Annotated in this window: 15 protein-coding genes and 1 tRNA gene; 13 read left to right on the forward strand and 3 right to left on the reverse strand. The window is 46.7% G+C overall.

Annotated features, from left to right (window positions below):
- Positions 1-117 precede the first annotated feature (117 nt).
- The 8 genes from rph to ACTHPG_RS22470 all read left to right on the forward strand — a co-directional run bounded on the left by rph (position 118) and on the right by ACTHPG_RS22470 (position 9166).
- Positions 118-873, forward strand: coding sequence for a ribonuclease PH (rph, locus tag ACTHPG_RS22435; RefSeq protein ID WP_253440370.1), 756 nt, complete (start codon positions 118-120; stop codon positions 871-873).
- A 1-nt stretch (position 874) separates the two neighbouring features.
- Entirely contained in the window at positions 875-1498 is a 624-nt protein-coding gene (locus ACTHPG_RS22440; protein ID WP_253440369.1) for an XTP/dITP diphosphatase, read from the forward strand.
- Between the two features lie 350 nt (positions 1499-1848).
- Positions 1849-2691 (forward strand): STM4015 family protein, encoded by an 843-nt coding sequence (locus ACTHPG_RS22445; protein WP_440391600.1) that lies wholly within the window; start codon positions 1849-1851, stop codon positions 2689-2691.
- A gap of 3 nt (positions 2692-2694) precedes the next feature.
- Positions 2695-3960 carry an STM4014 family protein gene (locus ACTHPG_RS22450; RefSeq protein ID WP_440391601.1) on the forward strand — a complete coding sequence of 422 codons (1266 nt, stop codon included), beginning with the start codon at positions 2695-2697 and terminating at the stop codon, positions 3958-3960.
- Positions 3953-4738 carry an STM4013/SEN3800 family hydrolase gene (locus ACTHPG_RS22455; protein WP_440391602.1) on the forward strand — a complete coding sequence of 262 codons (786 nt, stop codon included), beginning with the start codon at positions 3953-3955 and terminating at the stop codon, positions 4736-4738. Before ACTHPG_RS22450 ends, ACTHPG_RS22455 begins: the two co-directional genes overlap by 8 nt.
- A gap of 64 nt (positions 4739-4802) precedes the next feature.
- Entirely contained in the window at positions 4803-6191 is a 1389-nt protein-coding gene (locus ACTHPG_RS22460; RefSeq protein ID WP_440391603.1) for an STM4012 family radical SAM protein, read from the forward strand.
- Positions 6188-7048, forward strand: a complete 861-nt coding sequence (locus ACTHPG_RS22465; protein WP_440391604.1) for an STM4011 family radical SAM protein — start codon at positions 6188-6190, stop codon at positions 7046-7048. Before ACTHPG_RS22460 ends, ACTHPG_RS22465 begins: the two co-directional genes overlap by 4 nt.
- A gap of 423 nt (positions 7049-7471) precedes the next feature.
- Positions 7472-9166, forward strand: a complete 1695-nt coding sequence (locus ACTHPG_RS22470) for a methyl-accepting chemotaxis protein (RefSeq protein WP_440391605.1) — start codon at positions 7472-7474, stop codon at positions 9164-9166.
- Between the two features lie 145 nt (positions 9167-9311).
- On the opposite strand, the gene asnB is transcribed toward ACTHPG_RS22470, so the two are convergent.
- Positions 9312-11156 (reverse strand): asparagine synthase (glutamine-hydrolyzing), encoded by a 1845-nt coding sequence (gene asnB, locus ACTHPG_RS22475; RefSeq protein ID WP_440391606.1) that lies wholly within the window; start codon positions 11154-11156, stop codon positions 9312-9314.
- Positions 11157-11349: 193 nt separating this feature from the next.
- Between asnB and ACTHPG_RS22480 the strand changes: the two genes are divergently transcribed.
- Both ACTHPG_RS22480 and ACTHPG_RS22485 read left to right on the forward strand, forming a co-directional pair.
- Complete coding sequence (locus ACTHPG_RS22480; RefSeq protein WP_440391607.1) at positions 11350-11649, forward strand: hypothetical protein; 300 nt, start codon at positions 11350-11352, stop codon at positions 11647-11649.
- Between the two features lie 31 nt (positions 11650-11680).
- Positions 11681-12037 carry a hypothetical protein gene (locus ACTHPG_RS22485; protein WP_440391608.1) on the forward strand — a complete coding sequence of 119 codons (357 nt, stop codon included), beginning with the start codon at positions 11681-11683 and terminating at the stop codon, positions 12035-12037.
- 168 nt (positions 12038-12205) lie between these two features.
- On the opposite strand, the gene ACTHPG_RS22490 is transcribed toward ACTHPG_RS22485, so the two are convergent.
- Entirely contained in the window at positions 12206-12499 is a 294-nt protein-coding gene (locus ACTHPG_RS22490; RefSeq protein WP_440391609.1) for a DUF4870 domain-containing protein, read from the reverse strand.
- 343 nt (positions 12500-12842) lie between these two features.
- Between ACTHPG_RS22490 and ACTHPG_RS22495 the strand changes: the two genes are divergently transcribed.
- The 3 genes from ACTHPG_RS22495 (at position 12843) to ACTHPG_RS22505 (ending at position 18288) form a co-directional block, all read left to right on the forward strand.
- Positions 12843-12916 (forward strand) — tRNA-Arg (locus ACTHPG_RS22495).
- Between the two features lie 257 nt (positions 12917-13173).
- Positions 13174-13944 (forward strand): class I SAM-dependent methyltransferase, encoded by a 771-nt coding sequence (locus tag ACTHPG_RS22500; protein ID WP_440391610.1) that lies wholly within the window; start codon positions 13174-13176, stop codon positions 13942-13944.
- 384 nt (positions 13945-14328) lie between these two features.
- Complete coding sequence (locus ACTHPG_RS22505) at positions 14329-18288, forward strand: S8 family serine peptidase (RefSeq protein ID WP_440391611.1); 3960 nt, start codon at positions 14329-14331, stop codon at positions 18286-18288.
- A gap of 124 nt (positions 18289-18412) precedes the next feature.
- Here the strand turns inward: ACTHPG_RS22505 and ACTHPG_RS22510 are convergent, their stop codons facing one another.
- The gene (locus ACTHPG_RS22510; RefSeq protein ID WP_440391612.1) at positions 18413-19642 is read right to left on the reverse strand and encodes a CynX/NimT family MFS transporter; all 1230 of its coding nucleotides are present in this window, start codon (positions 19640-19642) and stop codon (positions 18413-18415) included.
- Between the last annotated feature and the right edge of the window lie 703 nt (positions 19643-20345).

Genomic DNA, 20345 nt, shown 5'->3' on the forward strand with positions numbered 1-20345 from the left:
GAACACAGAATGCATAAGGATGCTTTTAATTGAACTCTTTGGTAAAATATAAGGGATTCGTAAGAGTGTGAACAAGCTCAACATTACAGGATGCTTAAGTCGTAGGAGGCAGAAAAAATGAGATCAAACGGACGAAACAGCGAACAGCTGCGCCCGCTGAATTTAACAGTGAACACGAATAAATACGCCGAGGGCTCTGTACTGATTGAAGTTGGAGATACAAAGGTGATCTGTACAGCTACAGTGGAGGAACGTGTTCCTCCCTTTATGAAAGGGCAAGGAAAAGGCTGGGTAACGGCTGAATATTCCATGCTGCCACGTGCAACACACACTCGGAACCAACGTGAAGCCAATCGCGGCAAATTAACTGGTCGCACCATGGAAATCCAGCGTCTGATTGGCCGGGCACTGCGCTCGGTGGTCAATTTGCAGGCACTTGGTGAGCGCACCATTACGCTGGACTGTGATGTTATTCAAGCCGACGGAGGCACACGCACAACGTCCATTACAGGTGCGTTTGTAGCGCTGGCGCTTGCGGTGAACAAGATTTCCCAACAACACAAACTGCAAGTATTCCCGATTACAGATTTCATTGCTGCGGTAAGTGTGGGCGTTGTGGGTGAACAGCCTGTACTGGATCTGAACTATGATGAAGATTCCAAAGCCAAGGTGGATATGAACCTGGTGATGACAGGCGGCGGTAAATATGTTGAGCTTCAGGGGACAGGTGAGGAAGCGCCATTTGATCGCCGTGAGCTGAACGCAATGCTGGAACTGGGCGAACAGGGAATTTTGGAGATGATCGAGCGTCAAAAAGAAGTACTCGGACCGATTGCGCTTAAGATTGGCGCACGTGGATTAGGGGAAGCGTAAGATGAGCTTGGACAGCCCAATCCTCATTGTTGCAACCCGTAATGCGGGCAAAGTCCGTGAATTCGCTCATGCTTTTGCACCACTTGGAAAAGAAGTCAAGAGTATGTTTGACTACCCGGAGTTGCCGGATGTGGTGGAAGACGGTGTAACGTTTGCAGAGAATGCCTGGAAGAAAGCCAAAGCGGTTGGTGATGCGCTTGGTTTGCCCGTTCTGGCAGACGATTCAGGACTTTGCGTAGATCTGCTGGACGGGGAGCCGGGAGTATATTCAGCGAGATATGCAGGCGAAGGAGCAACGGATGCACAGAATAATGCGAAGTTGCTGGAAACGCTGGAATCGTTGAAATCCGGTGAGGACACCGAGCAACCGCTCCTCAGTCCCGCTCGATTCGTCTGTGCATTGGTACTGTACGATCCGACAACCGGAGACAAGTATGAAGCAGAAGGCACTGCGGAAGGCTGGATTACGGCTCAAGCTGCAGGTGCTGGTGGTTTTGGATATGACCCACTCTTCTATGTACCTGAATACGAGATGACGATGGCAGAGCTTACGCTCGAGCAAAAACAGGCGATTAGCCATCGTGGTCATGCGCTGAGAGCGCTCGTATCCAGACTTGAAGGCTGAGACTAACCGGAAACATCTTGCTTGAATTTAATGATATGTGAACAATCAAAGCGTTAATGGAAGGACAGGAGCATTCCGTTGGAATGGTTCACCCGCCATTAACGCTTTTTGTATGAAATGAAGTGCATGAGTCGGGGGGGATGACGTCCATCCATATACCTAATGGCAGGATTATTTCTGTGAATACGATACAGAACTTATGTTCTTATACCTACATGAAAATTGGCTTGCTTTGCACGATTGGGAATCTCATTGGGACTGGAGTTGGAAGAAGTTGCAAGCCTTGTGTGGTATGGGTTAACATTCAAAATAACGAATCATATATGAACCTTAAACGGAGGGATTTGCTCATGCAAGAAGTGAAGCTTGTTGTATCCTACGATGATTATGAGGAAGGCATTCGTATGGAAAAATTAATTAAGGATTTGGCCGCTAAACCTGAGGCCGGCTCACTGGAAAGTCTGGTCATCGGAGATTGGGGACAAGCTTATGAGAACTCACCTCAAGAGTTCATGAGCACACTCATCGAGTCGGCTTCAAGCTTTCCGTCATTGAAGAAACTATTCATCGGGGATATGGGATTCGAAGAATGTGAAGTGTCGTGGATTATTCAGACGAATCTTACCCCCTTGTTGGGTGCTTTTCCAGAGTTAAAATCATTCTCGATCATGGGCAGTAGCGGCCTTAGTCTGGAACCGCTCCAGCATGCCAAGCTTGAAGAATTGATTATTATCTGTGGCGGTCTCCCAAAAGAAGTGTTATCTTCGATCACCCATGCCAAATTGCCTGAATTACGTAAACTGGAATTATATCTGGGTGTCGATAATTATGGCTTCGATGGATCACTTGAAGATGTACTGCCTTTGTTAGAAAAAGGATTATTTCCAAAGCTGGTGTACTTGGGTCTGAAAGACAGTGAAATTCAGGATGAGATTGCGAAAGCAGCAGCTGAAGCACCTATTCTGGATCAACTTGAAGTACTGGATCTATCGCAAGGAACGTTGTCCGATGAAGGGGCAGAGGCCTTACTTACCAGTGACAAGATCAAGCAGCTGAAACATCTCGATCTAAGTTACCATTACATGACCGATGAAATGATCCTTCGCTGGAACCAATCGGGTATATCCGTAGATGTAAGCGACCAGCAAGAAAGTGATGAGGATGACTGGCGTTACCCGTCGTTAACGGAGTAGAGGATGTCGGGTGTTACGGAAGTGAAGGGAAATCAGAATCAACTCCTAAATGTACCCGATACAACGCGAGATCAGCCCTTATTATTGATTGGAAATCCTAATAACAGGCGAACGCAAGGGCTGCAAGAGGCCAGGCACAGATTGGGTTTGAAACCTGCCGTTGTACTGTCTTATGCCCAAGTGCTCCAGAACTGGAGACAGGGGCGAACGATCGCGGATACAGTAGATTCAAATCTGCCTGTACCCCTGATTCGCATTGATGCTCCTGGTGAGGATTGGGAAGTAGAGCGTGAATTGTTATACCTCGGGGCTATGAACGATGTGTCACCCTTATCAGATGAAATGGTTGCAGAAGCATTCTCCACAGGGCAGGTACTTGCGCTGGAACAGGAGTGGGGAAGAATCTATGCCCCTACTCAGTGGTTCCGCGGCTGGAAAGCATGTCTGAATCGAATCGGCCGTGAGACTCGGGAAATATGGCCTGAAGTTCGATTCATGAATGATCCTGCTGACATCCAATTGATGTTTGACAAGAGAATATGTCAGCAGCATCTATACTCTCATGGGGTTCATGTACCTCCTGCACTCCAGTCTTCACAGCCGATTCGAAGTTACACTGACTTGCGTACAGCGATGCAATCGGTCGGTATGAACCGTGTATTTGTGAAGCTTGCGTGCGGTTCCGGTGCCTCAGGTGTTGTCGCGTATCAGATTAACCCACGTACAGGTGACGAAATCGCCGTAACGACGATGGGAATGGAACAGGCGCAGGGCAAGACGATTTTCTATAATGAAGGACGTTTACGCAAGTATACCCGTAGTGACGAGGTTGCTGGGTTGATGAACTGGTTATGTGCAGAAGGTGCACAGATTGAGCGGTGGATGCCCAAAGCCACGCTGGATCAGCGGGCCTATGATATTCGCCAACTGGTTGTGGGTGGACAGGCAGGTCATGCGATTATGCGGCTGAGCCGTACACCGATTACCAATCTTCATCTGCGCAATGAACGAATGCTGCCTGCCGAAGCAGGGCTGGATGAACAGCGGATGTCGCTGGTTCGGACGGCAGCGCAGGCAGCCATGTCATCATTTCCCAACTCGTGGTCAGCCGGAATTGATGTGATGCTTACGAGTGGTTCGAATCCGCGTGCCTATGTGCTGGATGTGAATCCGTTTGGAGATCTGTTATACAGGGTTGAGCATCATGGCCTCGGAACCTATGAGTGGGAAATGGAACTTTTACGAAAGGAGCCTATTCAACATGCCTGATATGAACACCATTGTGGGCTCCCATGATCTGTTAATGATTACATTGGACACGTTACGATATGACGTAGCCAAACTGGAAGAGGAGAATTGTCCTAATCTGTGCGGTTCGGGTCCGTGGGAGAAGCGTCATACCCCGGGCAGTTTTACATATGCGGCGCACCATGCTTTTTTTGGTGGTTTCATGCCGACTCCTGCCAATACGGATAAGGCATCTCATGTAAGGTTGTTCCATTCCCGGAATACCGGACTCAAGACACATCCGCATACCTGGCTGTTTGATACACCGGATATCGTATCCGGGTTCGCAGCTGAGGGTTACCGCACGATCTGTATTGGGGGCGTCATTTTTTTTACGAAAAAAAACCCGCTTGCAAAAGTGTTGCCTGGTTATTTCCAACAGAGCTACTGGCGAATGAACTTTGGGGTGACCAACCCCAAATCGACAGAACATCAGGTACAGCATGCGTTAAAGCTGTTGGAACAGACACCGCCGGATGAAAAAATATTTTTGTTTTTGAACGTATCTGCAATTCATGGTCCCAATAAGTACTTTGTAGAAGGAGCCAGGGAGGACTCGGTGGAGACGCAGCGTGCTGCACTACGATATGTAGATGAGGCTCTGGGGCCATTGTTTGAGGCGATGAGGCAACGTGCCCGGCCTGCATTTTGTCTGGCTTTTTCTGATCATGGTACAGCGTACGGTGAAGACGGGTATCAAGGGCACCGGCTTGCACATGATGTCGTCTGGACCGTACCGTACCGTGAATTTATAGTATAGAATGTATCGCTGTTATCTTATTAATTTTATGATGATAACAACAACCGGAGACAGGAGGAAACCGATGGACAAACATGTACAACATACAACAACAGGTCATTCCACACAGTCCGGACCCAATATAACTACAGGTCTCAGGGAAGTACTGGCATTCCCGTATCGATCTTACTTATACTCTTATCCGCACAAGACCGCATATCGGGAGCTTGACCCACCTCTGCCTTTGGAGCCACTCTGGCAACGTGAAAATACCGATACGTATTTTTTATATATGCATATTCCCTTTTGCGCTGCTCGTTGCGGATTCTGTAATCTATTCACCCTGCCGGATCGACGGGATGATACGCATGAACGCTATGTGGATGCACTGGAGCGTCAGGCAAAGCAGTGGGCACCCATTACATCTCGCAGGCCATATTCGAGGTTCGCGATTGGTGGGGGAACGCCTACACTATTGAATGAGGTACAGTTGAATCGTCTGTTTGATATTGCCGAACATGTGATGGGGCTGGACCCTGCGCAAGCATCGATTTCGGTGGAAACGTCACCGGATACGGTTACGGAAGCGAAGCTTGCCATCATGAAGGAACGAAGTGTCGATCGGGTTAGTATGGGCATCCAGAGTTTTATTGAAGCTGAAGCATCTGCCATCTATCGTCCACAGAAACCGCAGGAGGTCGAACGGGCGCTTGAGAAGCTTACTCGTTATGATTTCCCATTGTTGAATCTGGATCTGATCTATGGTCTGCCAGGTCAAACGGTAGAATCGTGGATCTATTCACTGGAAAGAGTTTTGGCTTACGAGCCGGGCGAAGTCTTTATCTATCCTTTGTATACTCGGGAAAATACGATTGTGAAGCCTGATGATATTCGTCGTCAGGGACCTGACATTCGGATGGAGCTGTATATTGCTGCACGTGAGACTTTAAAAAGTAAAGGGTATGTGCAGTATTCGATGCGAAGATTTGCCAAGGAACAATCGTTCTCCAAAGTGCTTCTGCCTTATAGCTGTCAGGAGGAGGGCATGGTGGGTCTGGGATGTGGCGCACGCTCTTATACGAGTGAGGTACACTATGCTTCCAAGTACGGTGTGAGTTACAAGGCCACACAGAGCATCATTGCCGATTATGTGGCGACTGAGCGCTACGATGTGGCGGATCATGGTATCGTGTTAAGTCGTGAGGAACAGAGACGCCGTTTTATTCTGAAAGCCTTGCTGCATCGCGAGGGATTGACGTTGTCTGACTACCAACAACGCTTCGGTACCGATGTGATGTCCGACTATGCCTGGTTGGCTGAACTGTTGACAGAGGGCATGGCGCAGCTGGAGATCGATGAGGACAAGCAGGTACTGCGTCTGACAGAAGAAGGACTGGGTTACTCCGATGCGATTGGAGATTGGCTTATATCTGCCGAAATTCGTGAACAGATGGAAGGGTTTGTTTTCTCATGAGAGCAACATTGTATTATCGGGGGAAGTTGTCTTCCTGTAATTACGACTGTCCATACTGCCCTTTTAGCAAGACGGTGGATTCCAAAGAGACGTTGGAAGTGGATGAGCAACAATTGCGTCAATTTGTGAATTGGGTGAGGGAGCAGGAGAGTGCCGGGCATCAATTTTCGATTTTCTTTAATCCTTATGGTGAAGCTTTGGTGCGACGCTGGTACCGGGAAGCGATGATTGAGCTGTCCCATATGCCGCATGTAGATAAGGTTGCGATCCAGACCAACCTGTCCGTCAAGTTGGATTGGGCAAGGGAGTTAGATGCAAATAAGGCAGCTTTTTGGGCGACGTATCATCCTCGTGAGACCAAAGAGGCTTCCTTTGTTAAACAATGTCTGACCCTGCGTCAGATGGGACTTGCTTTTAGTGTCGGTACGGTAGGACTCCGTAGTGCTTTCTCCGCCATTGAGTCGATGAGACAGGCATTGCCGGATGATGTGTATATGTGGGTTAATGCCTTCAAAGATCGGCCCAAGTATTACACGCCAGAAGAGATTCAGTTTTTACGTGAGCTTGATCCACTTTTTGAGGGCAATTTGCAGGATTACGAGAGCTTGGGTAAACGATGTGCTGCGGGTTCGGAAGTATTTTATGTACAAGGGTCCGGGCATGTGAAGCGGTGTTACAAGGATCGCCGAATCATAGGGCATCTGTATCGCGATGGTCTGGAAGCTTTGGATGCGGATCGGCCCTGTCGTATGAAGAAATGTGGCTGTTACATTGGTTATATTCATATGGAGGATTCTCCATTCAGAGATACGTTTGGCAATGGGCTGCTTGAGCGAAATCCGGTATTGATGCGTTAATCGAATGCAATTTTTTTGAACAGAATTATGAGTGAATGAGCTTCATTGCTCACAACCGATATGGATCGGCATAAAGTACATCTTCGGAGTGAACGTGAAACAAACCACAGTGGTTTGAACACGCCATAATGGAGGTGTATTTTTTTTGTTTTTCGTGTGGAAGGTGAATTTGTTTTCTTCTGGATAAGTCTTGAATTGCTTGGAAAATTCCCGAAAATATTTCATGAGTGTTTTATGGTTCAAATTTCATAGTTATTGGGTTAGTAATCTTAGGAATAAAGACCCTAATTCAAATGATATGGGCATTTATAGTCGCTGTATATATTTACAAATGGGTCTAAAGACTTAATAATTCCTAAGGGAGGCCAGATGCGAGAAGTTTGAAACAGCATGTACTTTATTTGAACTTTCGGGGGGATAAACATGAAAAGAATATCGATTAGCCGAAAATTACTCTTGGGATTCTCATCTGTATTGTTGTTATTGGTAGCGGTGACAGTCATAGCCTATACCCAATTTGTATCTGTCGATAGGACGTATACAGAATTAATTAATGATAGGACAACAAAATTACTACTCATCAAAAATATGTCGATAGATCTTAAATCACAGCAGATTGCTTTGAGGAACTATGTGATGGAAGACAGCTCAGAAAACGAACAGGAATTTAATCAGGCTTATGAAAATTACATAGCGTTAAGTGAGGGGTTAAAGCCAACAGTAACAAGTCAGAAAATGAAAGATTACCTTACGCAATCCGATGAGTCGATGAACAAGTACTATGCATTAGCACAGAATATTATGACATTGACAAGACAGGGGAATAACAGTGAGATCTCAAGGTTGTTCCAGGAGACAGCACCAGGCATCATTGCAGAGATTGAAGGAATTGTGGAAGCAATGGAAAAACATCAACAAGATGCCATGAATTCAGGAGTTGTGGATGCCAATCTTCAGATTGCCCAGGTTCTTCGGTGGATTACGATTATCGGAATTGCTTCTATTCTAATGGGGACACTGGTGGCGCTGATCATTGGCAGATTGATCTCCTTGCCAGTTGCTGCCGTTGCACAAGCTGCAAGCCGGATTGCAGATGGTGATCTGACGGGTGAAACCATTGTTGTTCGTAATCGGGATGAGATCGGAGATATGGCGGAATCCTTCAATAAGATGATGGGGAATTTGCGTCATTTAATCCATCAGGTGGGACATAATGCGGACCGGGTAGCGGCTTCTTCTGAAGAGTTAACGGCGAGTACAGAACAAACAGCAGCGGCCACCGAGCAGGTAGCTACAACGATGGAAGAGATTGCGACCGGTATGGATACTCAAGTGAACATGGTGGGAGATGGATTCCATACGATCAATGAATTATCCACAGGTTTTCAGCAGATGACAGAGAATACACAGAATATGTCGAATGAAGCAATCCAAGCATCAGCCAAAGCCTTGTCTGGTAACGAGGCAGTTCAATCCGCTGTTGGACAGATGAATTCTATTCATCAGACCGTTCGAAGCCTTGCCGCAGTTATTGAAGAGCTGGGCAATCACTCACAGGAGATTGGGCTCATGGTGGGGAGCATATCCGAAATATCTGCACAAACCAATCTGTTGTCTCTGAATGCAGCCATTGAAGCTGCAAGAGCAGGCGAGCATGGCCGTGGATTTGAGGTAGTTGCTACCGAGGTGCGCAAGCTGTCTGACCAATCGGCGAAATCAGCGGAACAGATCAGTGTACTTGTTACTGCCATTAATAAAGGCATGAGTGATGCAGTCCAATCTATGGGAGAAGTGACCGCTGAGGTTCAAGAGGGTATGGAACTTGTTCATAAAGCGGGAGGTACGTTTGAAGAAATTCGTGAAGCTGTCAGCAATGTCGCTGGCCAGACTCAGGAGGTGTCTGCGTCAATAGAACAGATGGCTGCTGGTGTGGAGCAGATTAATGTGTCCATGAAGACCATCATGGAAGTAACAGAGAATGCGGCTGCAGGAACAGAGGAAGTTAGTGCAACGTCCGAGGAACAACTGTCTGCCATGCAGGAGATCGCTTCGGCAGCCACTGATCTTTCGTCCATGGCGGAAGAGTTACAGGAGTCCGTCAGTCGATTCAAAGTGTAATGGTGGATAGCTTCTGAGTGAAATTCTAACATTTACGAATGTCGTGGTTGTGATATTAAAACAAGGGGGTGCCAAGGGAATAACAGCGATGCTGTTCTCCTGGCACCTTTTTTTTGATGACTGAGCGAGCGATCAGGGGGTTATTCTAACGAATGGCAACTTTATATGTCCGTAACCAGGTGTTGATCTGAGTCAGGTATGCAAACAACTGTGGACCGGACATTAACTGTCCGAACCACGGAAGATTGGACGCTGCATCCGGTGAAGACGCGAGATTGCGGATCTGAGCTTTGTCGATCAGAGGTAAAATTGGAGATGTGGGATCATCCAGGATATCAAGCACCTGTTGTTTGACCGCGGCCAGATATTGCGGATTATGTGTTTTCGGATACGGACTCTTTTTGCGATATAACACATCGTCAGGCAGGACACCTTCCAGTGCTTTGCGCAGAATACCTTTTTCCCGCCCACCCGTTATTTTCATTTCCCAAGGGATATTAAAGACGTATTGGATCAGACGGTGATCACAGAAAGGCACCCGTACTTCCAATCCTGCACCCATACTCATCCGGTCTTTGCGATCCAGAAGAGTAGGCATGAAACGTGTAATGTTCAGGTAGGACATCACCCGCATTTGTGCAGCTTTACCCGTTTCCCCATCCAGAAGAGGCACTTCAGCTACTGCATCCGAATAGCGGTCTGCTAAATAGTCGAGTGGCCGAATCCATTCTCGTATCTCAGGCGATAAAAGCCCTGCTCGCATGTCAGGTGCTACAGACCATGGAAACGTACCGGAGTTTAGCATCTCATCCCGATGGAACCAGGGGTAACCGCCAAACACCTCATCCGCTGCTTCGCCTGAAATGGCAACCGTGGCCCCTTTTTTGATCTCTTTGCAGAACAGATAGAGCGAGGAGTCCACATCTGCCATGCCTGGAAGATCCCTTACCAGCATGGCCTGTGTCAGTGCATGAACCAGCTCTCCATTCTCAATCTCAATCCAGTGATGATCGGTCTTGAGTTCATCCACCATTCGTTTAATCCAGGGGCCATCTGCACCCGGCTGAAAGGAATGCGCCTGGAAATGCTTGGCGTTATCCACATAATCGACAGAATACGTACTGACTTGGCCTTGCCCGGTCCGGTTGTAATAATCCACGGCTAATGCTGATAATGCACTGGAGTCCAGTCCTCCTGATAAAAGAGAGCATACGGGAACATCCGAAGCCAACTGGCGCTCCAGTGTATCTTGCAAGAGTGTACGCACCTCGGCTGCGGTCTCTTCCAGATTATGTTCGTGATGCTGACTTTCCAGTTTCCAGTAGGCATAGGTTCGGATCCCGTTTCGGTTATAGATCAGCGCGTGTGCCGGCTTGAGTTCGCTCAGTGAAGAGTACACGCCGTGTCCTGGTGTCCGTGCAGGTCCTACGATAAACACTTCGGCCAATCCTTCCGGGCCAACAGCTGCTTCCACATCGGGGTGAATGAGCAGAGCTTTAGGCTCTGAGCCGAATACGAGTGTATCTTTGGCATTACTGTAGAACAGCGGTTTTACGCCAAGGCGATCCCGTGCGATGAAAACCTGTTCACGTCCCCCATCCCATATGGCAAAAGCGAAAATGCCGTTAAACCGGTCAACGCATGCTGGTCCCCACTCAATATAAGAGGCGAGCAACACTTCCGTATCACATTGCGTGCGGAACTGATGCCCCCGCTGGAGCAATTCCTTTTTCAACTCGGGTGCATTGTATAGTTCTCCGTTATACACGACGGTATAGGAGGTATCTCCCTGTAACGCATGCATGGGTTGTGCTCCGTTCTCGGGGTCCATTACACTAAGACGCCGATGTCCAAAAGCACAAGGATTGGAGATCCATGTACCTGAAGCGTCGGGCCCCCGGTTCGACAAGCTATCCGTCATACGGACCAGCAGCTCTGATTCCTGTGTCAAATCCCGATTCCACTGTATGAAGCCGGTAATACCGCACATGGTTTGTTCATCCTTTCTTGGTCGAGTCATTCATCCGTATGGCTGCTTCGTTACGGGCAACCAGCAAATGTTGTCTTTTTCGTCAGAGGTCGTAACAAATATATGCCGAAAGCAGGCATAAAATGTCTGTCCTCTTCGGAAACTAGTTGTAGGGACAACGGCCTCAACATGCCTGTGAAGGAGAGAACATGCAATGGACAGTTTGAAGTATTATGTGTCTGTCATGGGCCGCTCCGTTATTCCGGATCCGTCGGTAACATCGTATGAATGGATCATTCAGGCAACGCCGCAGGAAGCGGAGCATTTACTGGGACTGCTTAACCTCATGCAGGAAAAGGAGGAAGAAGCCTTTCCTGGCATGGTATTCCCATGGCCAGATACACCGGAGGAGTCCGTCAACCGTGCGTATGAAACGGTATTACAACAGGTGTATCGGGAGATTTACCGATTAGGCACACCAGAGACACGACACCAGATTGAACAAACGACATGATAAGAACAAAGAAAAAGGAGCGCGATAACGAATGTATGCCATTCAAGATGCCAAAATACGCAGATTAACCGAGGTAGACGGATTATCCTGTGCAGAAGTGGAAGTGCAGCCTGGAAATGCTGGAGATCCGTCATTACTTGTATACGTGGCCTCAACTCAACCTGGAAATTCGCTGGAAGTTGTTCGGATTGTACGCAATCACTCCGATTCGGCGATCGACTGGTATAACAATAATATGCATACTGCGTTTGAAGAGGCGACAGATACCGCATTTGAGAACAGCGAAGGCATGACAGTTGAGGAAGATAAATCGAGATTTCAAAGCGAGTTGTTTGCCTTTGGTTTGCTTGGTCCAACACTTCAGCGTTATCTGATCGGTCAGGCTTAACAGGCAACGCTCTCCAGCAACATATGTGGTAATAGCGGGCTAGGGTTCAATGTTGAGTATACGTAGACAGTAACCTATTGTTGTTATAACTTCACTTGGAACTGGAAGAACCCGCCGTTGTTAAACGGCGGGTTTTGTTATGCTTAATCAGATCAGGTGGACAGGTGATCAAGCATACTCGCGCAGCACTTGAATTCCTTTGACCACGTTGTACAGAAAGCTTAATCCGTAGATCACAAAAAATAGAATGACAAATCCGACGGCGGAACCCAGGCTATGTGCAGTCACGAAGAAATAAAATAGCGGAATGGCAGCCAGAAAGGGGAATACATGGGAGAACAAGGCGCGTTTCGCATGTCCTTCAATGTAAGCATCCTTGGCAACAATCCATATAATAATGGGAAACAGGAACGGGGCAAAGAAAATACTAAAGTAGGATAGGGCTGATAAAAGTTGTCTCATGACAAGTCTCTCCTTCAATAATCATTGAAATGTATGTATGCAAAACATTACCCAACAACTCTGACAATGAACATGTTTGTGATCAACTTGCTCCAGTTGTCCCGATCTCCTCAATATAACCTGGTTCAAGCTATCATATTCTCAAAGGACTTGGAGTATGAGAATAATACAATAATACGGTAAAGTACATTTATAGAGGTTGTTCAAAAGTTTGCTTTTGATTACGAGGGATGCCTATGAATCCGTATTTAAAATATAATTATTAATTTTTTTATAAAAGTATTGAAAAATATAGAAATCGGAGTATAATAAGAACCGCGCCGAAAATTTATTATACATATTTGTCTCAGTAGCTCAGCTGGATAGAGCAACGCCCTTCTAAGGCGTCGGTCGGGGGTTCGAATCCCTCCTGGGACGTAAAAAACAAGAAGCTTCCTTGGGGAAGCTTCTTGTTTTACGTTCAGGGGAAGAGAAACCCAATGGTTCGTCGGAGCATTCACTTCGTTAGCACTACTTCGCAGTCTCGACTGGAAGGAGAGTATCCCTCTATCTTTGAGTCCAGGATGAGTGTTTTATTGCTTATACCTATAAGCGGTATAGAATTTATATATTTTAATAATAAACAGTTCTATGCCACAATGAGGATATCCATAACGAAAGCGACGGTGGTTTCCATGAAATCTATAAATCAATGGCAAGCAGAGGCGTATGACAACAAACTGGCTTTTGTGTCCGGGTATGGCAAAAACCTGATCTCTTGGCTTCAACCCCAAAAAGGGGAATACATTCTTGATCTGGGTTGCGGGACGGGGGATTTGACGTATGAAATTTCTCTGGCCGAAGCTGAAGTTATTGGTATAGATGCATCGCTAAACATGATTAGCCGTGCGAGGGAGAAATTTCCTGAAATTCAGTTCGTGGAAGGAGACGGTCATCAATTTGAGACGAATAGATTGTATGATGCCGTCTTCTCCAATGCGGCCCTGCATTGGATGCGAAGTCCGCGGTTAGTGGTGGATAGCATATGGAAGTCATTGAAGCCCGGAGGGCGTTTTGTCGCAGAATTCGGTGGTAAAGGGAATGTACAGACCATTGTGAATGCATTAGAGGAGGTTGTGGAGCGAAACACGGGCATTCGTGCTTCAGAACGCAATCCCTGGTATTTTCCTTCAATCGGAGAATATAGCCATATTTTAGAACAACGCGGATTTCTGGTACGTCATGCCTATCACTACGATCGACCTACTAGATTAGAGGATGGAGAACAGGGTATAGTAGGCTGGTTGGCTCATTTTGGAGGCGACTATTTCACAGGTTTCAGTCCAGATGAGATACACCAATTGTGTCAGGAAACCAGTCGGATCGTGATACCTCAACTTTGGAGAGAAGATGCTCTGTATGCAGACTACAAGCGTCTGCGTATTGAAGCTGTGAAGTTAGAATAAGAGTAATATTTGCAATATTTAACGTTGTTAAAAGAATTGTATGAATGGTTTTTACACTAATCATTCCTCACCTATATACCAAGAATCTCTTTCAGCTAAAGAGACTCTTGGTCTTTTTTATTTTGCATTATTTTAAAAATGAAATATTCAAACGACAAATAATTACAAATGGATATTTTTATCATACTCAAGACCCATATAAGTAATTTCTATATCATATTTGTAAGTATTTAGAAGGAAAATGTGGTATTTTGATAGAATAATTTACCAAGGGTCAATCTTCTTGCAGATAGGTGGTGAAATTGGAGTGCGTATTGCAGTATGCACAAACAGCAGGAACCCATCATGTGGTGAGGTATTTACATTAAAAGGAGGGGCTAAGCCTTGAGTAAACGATTGATATCCACGTTATTAAGTGTTCTGATGGTCTTTTCCATTATTCTCCCCGCGGCTGGAGCCGCTCCCGCAGATTTAGCAATTCAGCTTGAGAACATACCAAGTACAGCCGAAGCGAAACAATGGAGAGAGATTCTTGCAGGGCGAGAGGCAAAACTTGCCGCAGATCCATTTTTGGATAAAAGCTTGGAAGGCCTGGGTGGAGAGAACACCCGAGTGATTGTTGAGCTTTCCAATAAACCTGTTGCCGTAGCGCAAGGTGAATCAACCCTCTCTGGAAAATCTTTTACCTCCTCGATGGAAACAAAGGCTGTGACTCAAGTTGAGCAACAACAACAGTCATTTGTACATAGCCTCACTCAGAAGAAAATCAAACATGAAATATTAGAAGAATATGCATATGCCCTGAATGGTGTAGCAATTGAGCTTAAAGGAAATCAAGTGGCACAATTGCTTCAAATACCTGGCGTGGTCAGCGTATATCCTGACCTTGAAGTTACAATAGCGCCTGAGACAGATGAAGTGAACCCGTACATGAAAGATACAGCACCATTTATTGGTGCGCCTGAAGTATGGGATCTGGGTTATAAGGGAAATGGCATCAAAGTGGGTGTCATTGATACCGGGATTGACTACGAACATCCGAATTTGCAAGAAGCTTATAAAGGCGGTTGGGACTTTGTTGGAAACGACAATGATCCGTATGAAGCAACTTATCAGGAATGGAAAGCTTCAGGGGAACCTGAGTTTAACGCTAATGGAAGTGCCTATTACACATCCCACGGTACGCACGTAGCAGGAACCATTGCTGCTCGCGAAGCGGGGGATTACGGCATTGTTGGCGTTGCTCCTGAAGCAGATATCTATGCTTACCGTGTACTTGGACCGTACGGTAGTGGTCAGACCTCATGGGTGCTCGGCGGCATTGATCGTTCCGTTGAAGATGGCATGGATGTAATCAATCTTTCGTTGGGTAACGCCGCCAACGATCCGAGTTATGTTACTTCCGTTGCTCTTAACAATGCGATGTTGTCTGGTGTGACAGCGGTCGTAGCAAGTGGTAACAGTGGACCTAACCGGTATACTCTCGGTTCTCCAGGTGCATCTGCCATGGCTATCACTGTAGGTAACTCCACAGGCCCTAGCCAGCTTATTACAGCGGATACTCACTTCTGGACTGGTGAAGAAGGCGAGGAGACACAACCTGAACAACAACCGGTGCCAGAGGTTGAACCATCTCCTGAACTGGGGTCAGCACCAGAAACAGAAACACCTGAAGTCCCAGAACAAGACGTACCCGCAACCGCTATTGAAGAAAGTGCAGCAGGTGTGGAGGACGTGGTTTCTGAAGAATCTGAAGTTCCGAATGTAGAGGAAGATGCAACAGAAGCAAATACGCCATCTGCATCACCATCTGCACCAATTGATGATTCTCCTGAAGCTGCTCCTGTGGAAGAAGAATCTGTAGTTGCTCCGACTGAAGCTCCACTGGCTGTTACAGAGTCTGTTTACCGTCTGGATCTGATGGGATGGAGCCTGTCAGCAGACCCTGAGACCGTTTTGACAGGGAAATATGAGCTTGAGTATGCAGCACTGGGTAAACCAACTGATTTTGAAGGCAAGGATTTTACAGGCAAAGTAGCATTGATTCAGCGGGGTGAACTCGCATTTGTAGAGAAAGTAGCCAATGCGAAAGCCGCTGGAGCCTTAGCTGTTATTGTATATAACAACATTCCAGGTCCAATCGGTGTAAGTCTGGGGGATAACTTTGAACTCATTCCGACACTGAGCATGTCCAAAGAAGATGGCGAAGTGATCAAGGCTGAGCTGGACGCGGGACAGGCCGTTGAAGTGAGCTTTAGTGATTTTGAACGCAGCCAAACGCCGGGTGATGAAATGAATTCATCCAGTTCACGTGGACCTGCCAAGGTCACATTGGATATCAAACCGGATATTGTTGCACCAGGTACAAGCATCCTGTCTACCATTCCTGCCTACGGGAAGGATGAGCCAGATGCGGATTACGCACAAGCCTATGATCGTAAATCAGGTACAAGTATGGCTACACCACATGTAGCAGGTTTGATTGCGCTGTTGATCGAGAAGCATCCGGACTGGACGCCATTTGATATCAAAGTTGCGCTCATGAACAATAGTAAAGTGCTGGATACGACGAAGTTTGATGTTTTTGATCAAGGTGCAGGCCGTATTCAGGCTGTGAACACCATCGATCCTGCTGCTTTTGTCAAAGTGCTTGATGTAACTCAATACACAGAAAGTGGTTCTGTTGTTGAAAAGGAAAATATCACCGGAAGCATCAACTACGGTAATTTCCTGAGCACAGATGAAAAGACGGTCACCAAAACGATTAAAGTGGAAGCGTTGAATGGTAATGGCGGGGATTACACCGTAAATGTGAATCCAACTCGAAATGTGTCTGGTGTATCCGTTGCGGTAGACAAGAATTCCTTCACACTGAATGGTGAGGAAGAAATTGCAGTGACAATCACCGTTCCACGAGGGGTTACTGCGACTACAGAAGCACAAGGATACATTGAGTTCTCGAACGGAACCAATACTTTTACTGTGCCATATGTTGCTCATTTCAATGTTACGTTAAGTGGAGTTAAATATATTGAAACGGTAAAAGGCACTGAAAAAAATACATTCCACTATCCATTGAAGGCGGATGGTACGCTGGATACGCTGAATGTTGCGATGGAGTTCTATAATCCGATGACATTTGCGCTGATTGAGATTTATGATGGTCTTAATCCGGAAGGTGGATATTATCAAGATGGTTATATCGGCTCCATTTTCGGCAACTATTTTAACTTCAATGCAAATGCAAGGTACAACCTTGCCTGGAACGGCACATATGCGGATTACACAACGGATGAAGTGACTGAGATTCCGGATGGTTTATATACGGTAGACATCACTACCATTGGTACAGACGGCAAAACCTACAAGGAAGACACGCCACCCTTCTTGGTGAAAAAGACAGCTCCGATTGTAACTGCACCAGAAGCGTTGGAGTTCAAAGAGGATGAGTCTGCTGTTATTGATGGTAGCGTGGAAGATCTGTACTTCCGTGTTGCTCCTGCACTTGCGAGTGGATGGGACATTGCTTTTGATGCGGCAGCTTCCCTGGACGCAACGTATGTTGTGAAAAAAGAAGATGGTTCGATTCAAAAAGAAGGTGTTTTTGAAGTACAACCTGATGGCACCTTCAGCCTTCCTTTGGTAGGGATCGAAGCAGGCGAGTATGTCGTTGAACTTACGGTAAAAGATCAACAAGGACTGGCGGGTACAGCCAATACGGTCCTGAAGTTGGAAGCTGTGGAGACTGAACCTGAAACTCCAGCTACCAAGGCCCCCGGTACGCCTGTATTGTCTCACAATAACTGGGTAGGCAACGGTCTGCCAGAGGGCTCGTATATCGTTACCATGAACTTGTGGTGGGGCGAGAACGGAACTAGCTACAAGTTATATGAGGACGGGGTTCTTATTGATACGCAGAAGTTGACTTACAACGCGCCTTGGGCGCAGTTTGCTCAGACGAAGATCACAGGCAAAGCCAATGGCACATATACGTACGTGGCCGAGCTAACAAATGACAAGGGAACAACGCGGAGTCAGACGTTGACTGTTCGGGTTACCAACGCAGCACCAGGCAAAGCAGTTCTCTCTCAGGATAACTGGGATGGCGATGGCAATTATAAAGTGACCATGAACCTGTGGTGGGGCACCAATGCTACAGAGTATCGTCTCTATGAAAATGATAAGTTGATCGACACGCAAGAACTCCGTGCGGTATCACCTCTTGCGCAAAGTGCTGTGACTAAACTGTCCAACAAAGCATCGGGTACGTATACGTATCGGGCCGAGTTAATTAACGCAGCTGGAGTTACCAGTACAGACACAATTAAGGTAAAAGTGAAGTAAGTTCTTCCACATTGAAGCTGATTTAATTAATGAAGGAATTGTTACATGCAGAAACGGCCTCCATCCTGATGAACAGGATGGAGGCCGTTTCATTTGCTTCTTTTCTATTAAATGAGTTGGATGACTAACCTATCATTCGATTTTTGCTGGCCCGAGTCCCTGCGATTAGTAAAGCAATGGCCAGAATGACCTGTATCAGCAACGGAAGGGTCCATCCTTTTGTCCAGTCATGAAGCATACCGAACAGTAGAGGTCCCACTGCTGCCAGCATATATCCGAAAGACTGGGCCATGCCAGACAGGCTGGCAGCCTGTCTGGCATCTTTAGTACGAAGGACGAAGAACATCGTTACCAGTCCAAATGACGCTCCAGCACCTATTCCTGCCAACGTGACGCCGATGGTAACGAGCGAACCGATGCCGGTTAACAATAACGCATACCCGACAATTAAAGAAGAGCACGTAATCGCGGTCAGAACACGTTGATCTCGCGTTCGGCCGGCAAGGATTGGAACGATAAAGGTAGCTGGCACACTAACCATCTGCATCAGGGAGAGCATCCATCCTGCTGAGGTGGGACTGAATCCTTGCTCGGCGAGAACCTCGGGAAGCCAGGTAATCGTCGTATAGAAGATAAGGGATTGCAGACCCATAAATAAAGTAATGGACCAAGCGAGTGCAGAGGTTCTCAGACGCACAGGTGCCCCTTCGCTCTGGGAGGCAACATATAACATCCGCTGGCGACCTGCGGCAATCTGGGGGATCCACAAGAGAAGCGCCAGTATGGACAACAGGGCCCACATGCCCAACGAGGCGCGCCAACCCATAGACGTAGCTCCGGCTACGGGCACACTGACACCTGAGGCGATGGCGCCAAATATATTCATGGATACAGAGTATAGTCCGGTGACGATACCTACCCGCAATGGAAAATCACGTTTGATCAAACTTGGCAGGAGCACGTTGCTTAATGCAATGCCGCATCCCAATATTGCGGTTCCTGTATATAAAGCCAGAACAGATGGGAATAAACGTAAGCCCACTCCCAGAGTTACGATGATAATAGCGATCAGCAAGGCTGATTCGAGTCCTAACCGTTTGGCAAGACGCGGTGCAAAAGGAGAGACTGCTGCAAAGGCAAGCAAAGGTAGTGAGGTCAGAAGCCCGGCCATCGTATGACCGATACCTGTATCTGAGCGAATCATTTCCACTACAGGTCCGGTTGCCGTAATCGGTGACCTCATGGTAGCGGCGATGACGATAATGCCTGCCAATAACAGGCCGAAACTTTTCGATGTCGAAGAATGTTCTTCCTTGGTATGGATGGACGAGTGCTGCTGTATTGAAGATAACATTGATAAAATCTCCTGTTTCCTAATAGGTTAATATGTATGGATTGTTACATTATCCACTTCGTAAGCATAACATTCTATGTCAATATTGAACAATGAATTGAAAAAAACACATATATGAACGCGGGACTGTGACTATACATGGACCTGACATACTCTAACGAACCCAGGAGGTCTTATAATGGGAAAAACCGCTATGTTCAGATGCTAACGAACCTCTGCAACGTTAATCAGGCTATTAAGTGCAAATAAGTGAGATAATCCCCCGGAATGGTGAAATAAGCTCTGTAAGATTCATTAAAATTCCATGATGCCGAACTTGGGTCAGATAAAGTGTCCTATGTTCGTTAGAACATCGATACTATAAAATGTGACCCTTGGAGGGCGCAAATGCAAACCTTTTGATGAAGCGACATAAGAGCACGTAGCGAAGCGAATGCTCCGACGAACCATTGGGGTTCTCACCCCCAGAACGCAAAGAAACTTCCCGAAGGAAGTTTCTTTAATACGTCCCAGGAGGGATACTCTCCTTGCAGTCGAGACTGCGAAGTAGTGCTAACGAAGCGAATGCTCCGACGAACCATTGGGGTTCTCATCCCCAGAACGCAAAAAAACTTCCCGAAGGAAGTTTTCTTTAATACGTCCCAGGAGGGATACTCTCCTTGCAGTCGAGACTGCGAAGTAGTGCTAACGAAGCGAATGCTCC

It is taken from the genome of Paenibacillus sp. SAF-068, assembly GCF_051967555.1.
Classification (GTDB): Bacteria; Bacillota; Bacilli; order Paenibacillales; family Paenibacillaceae; genus Paenibacillus.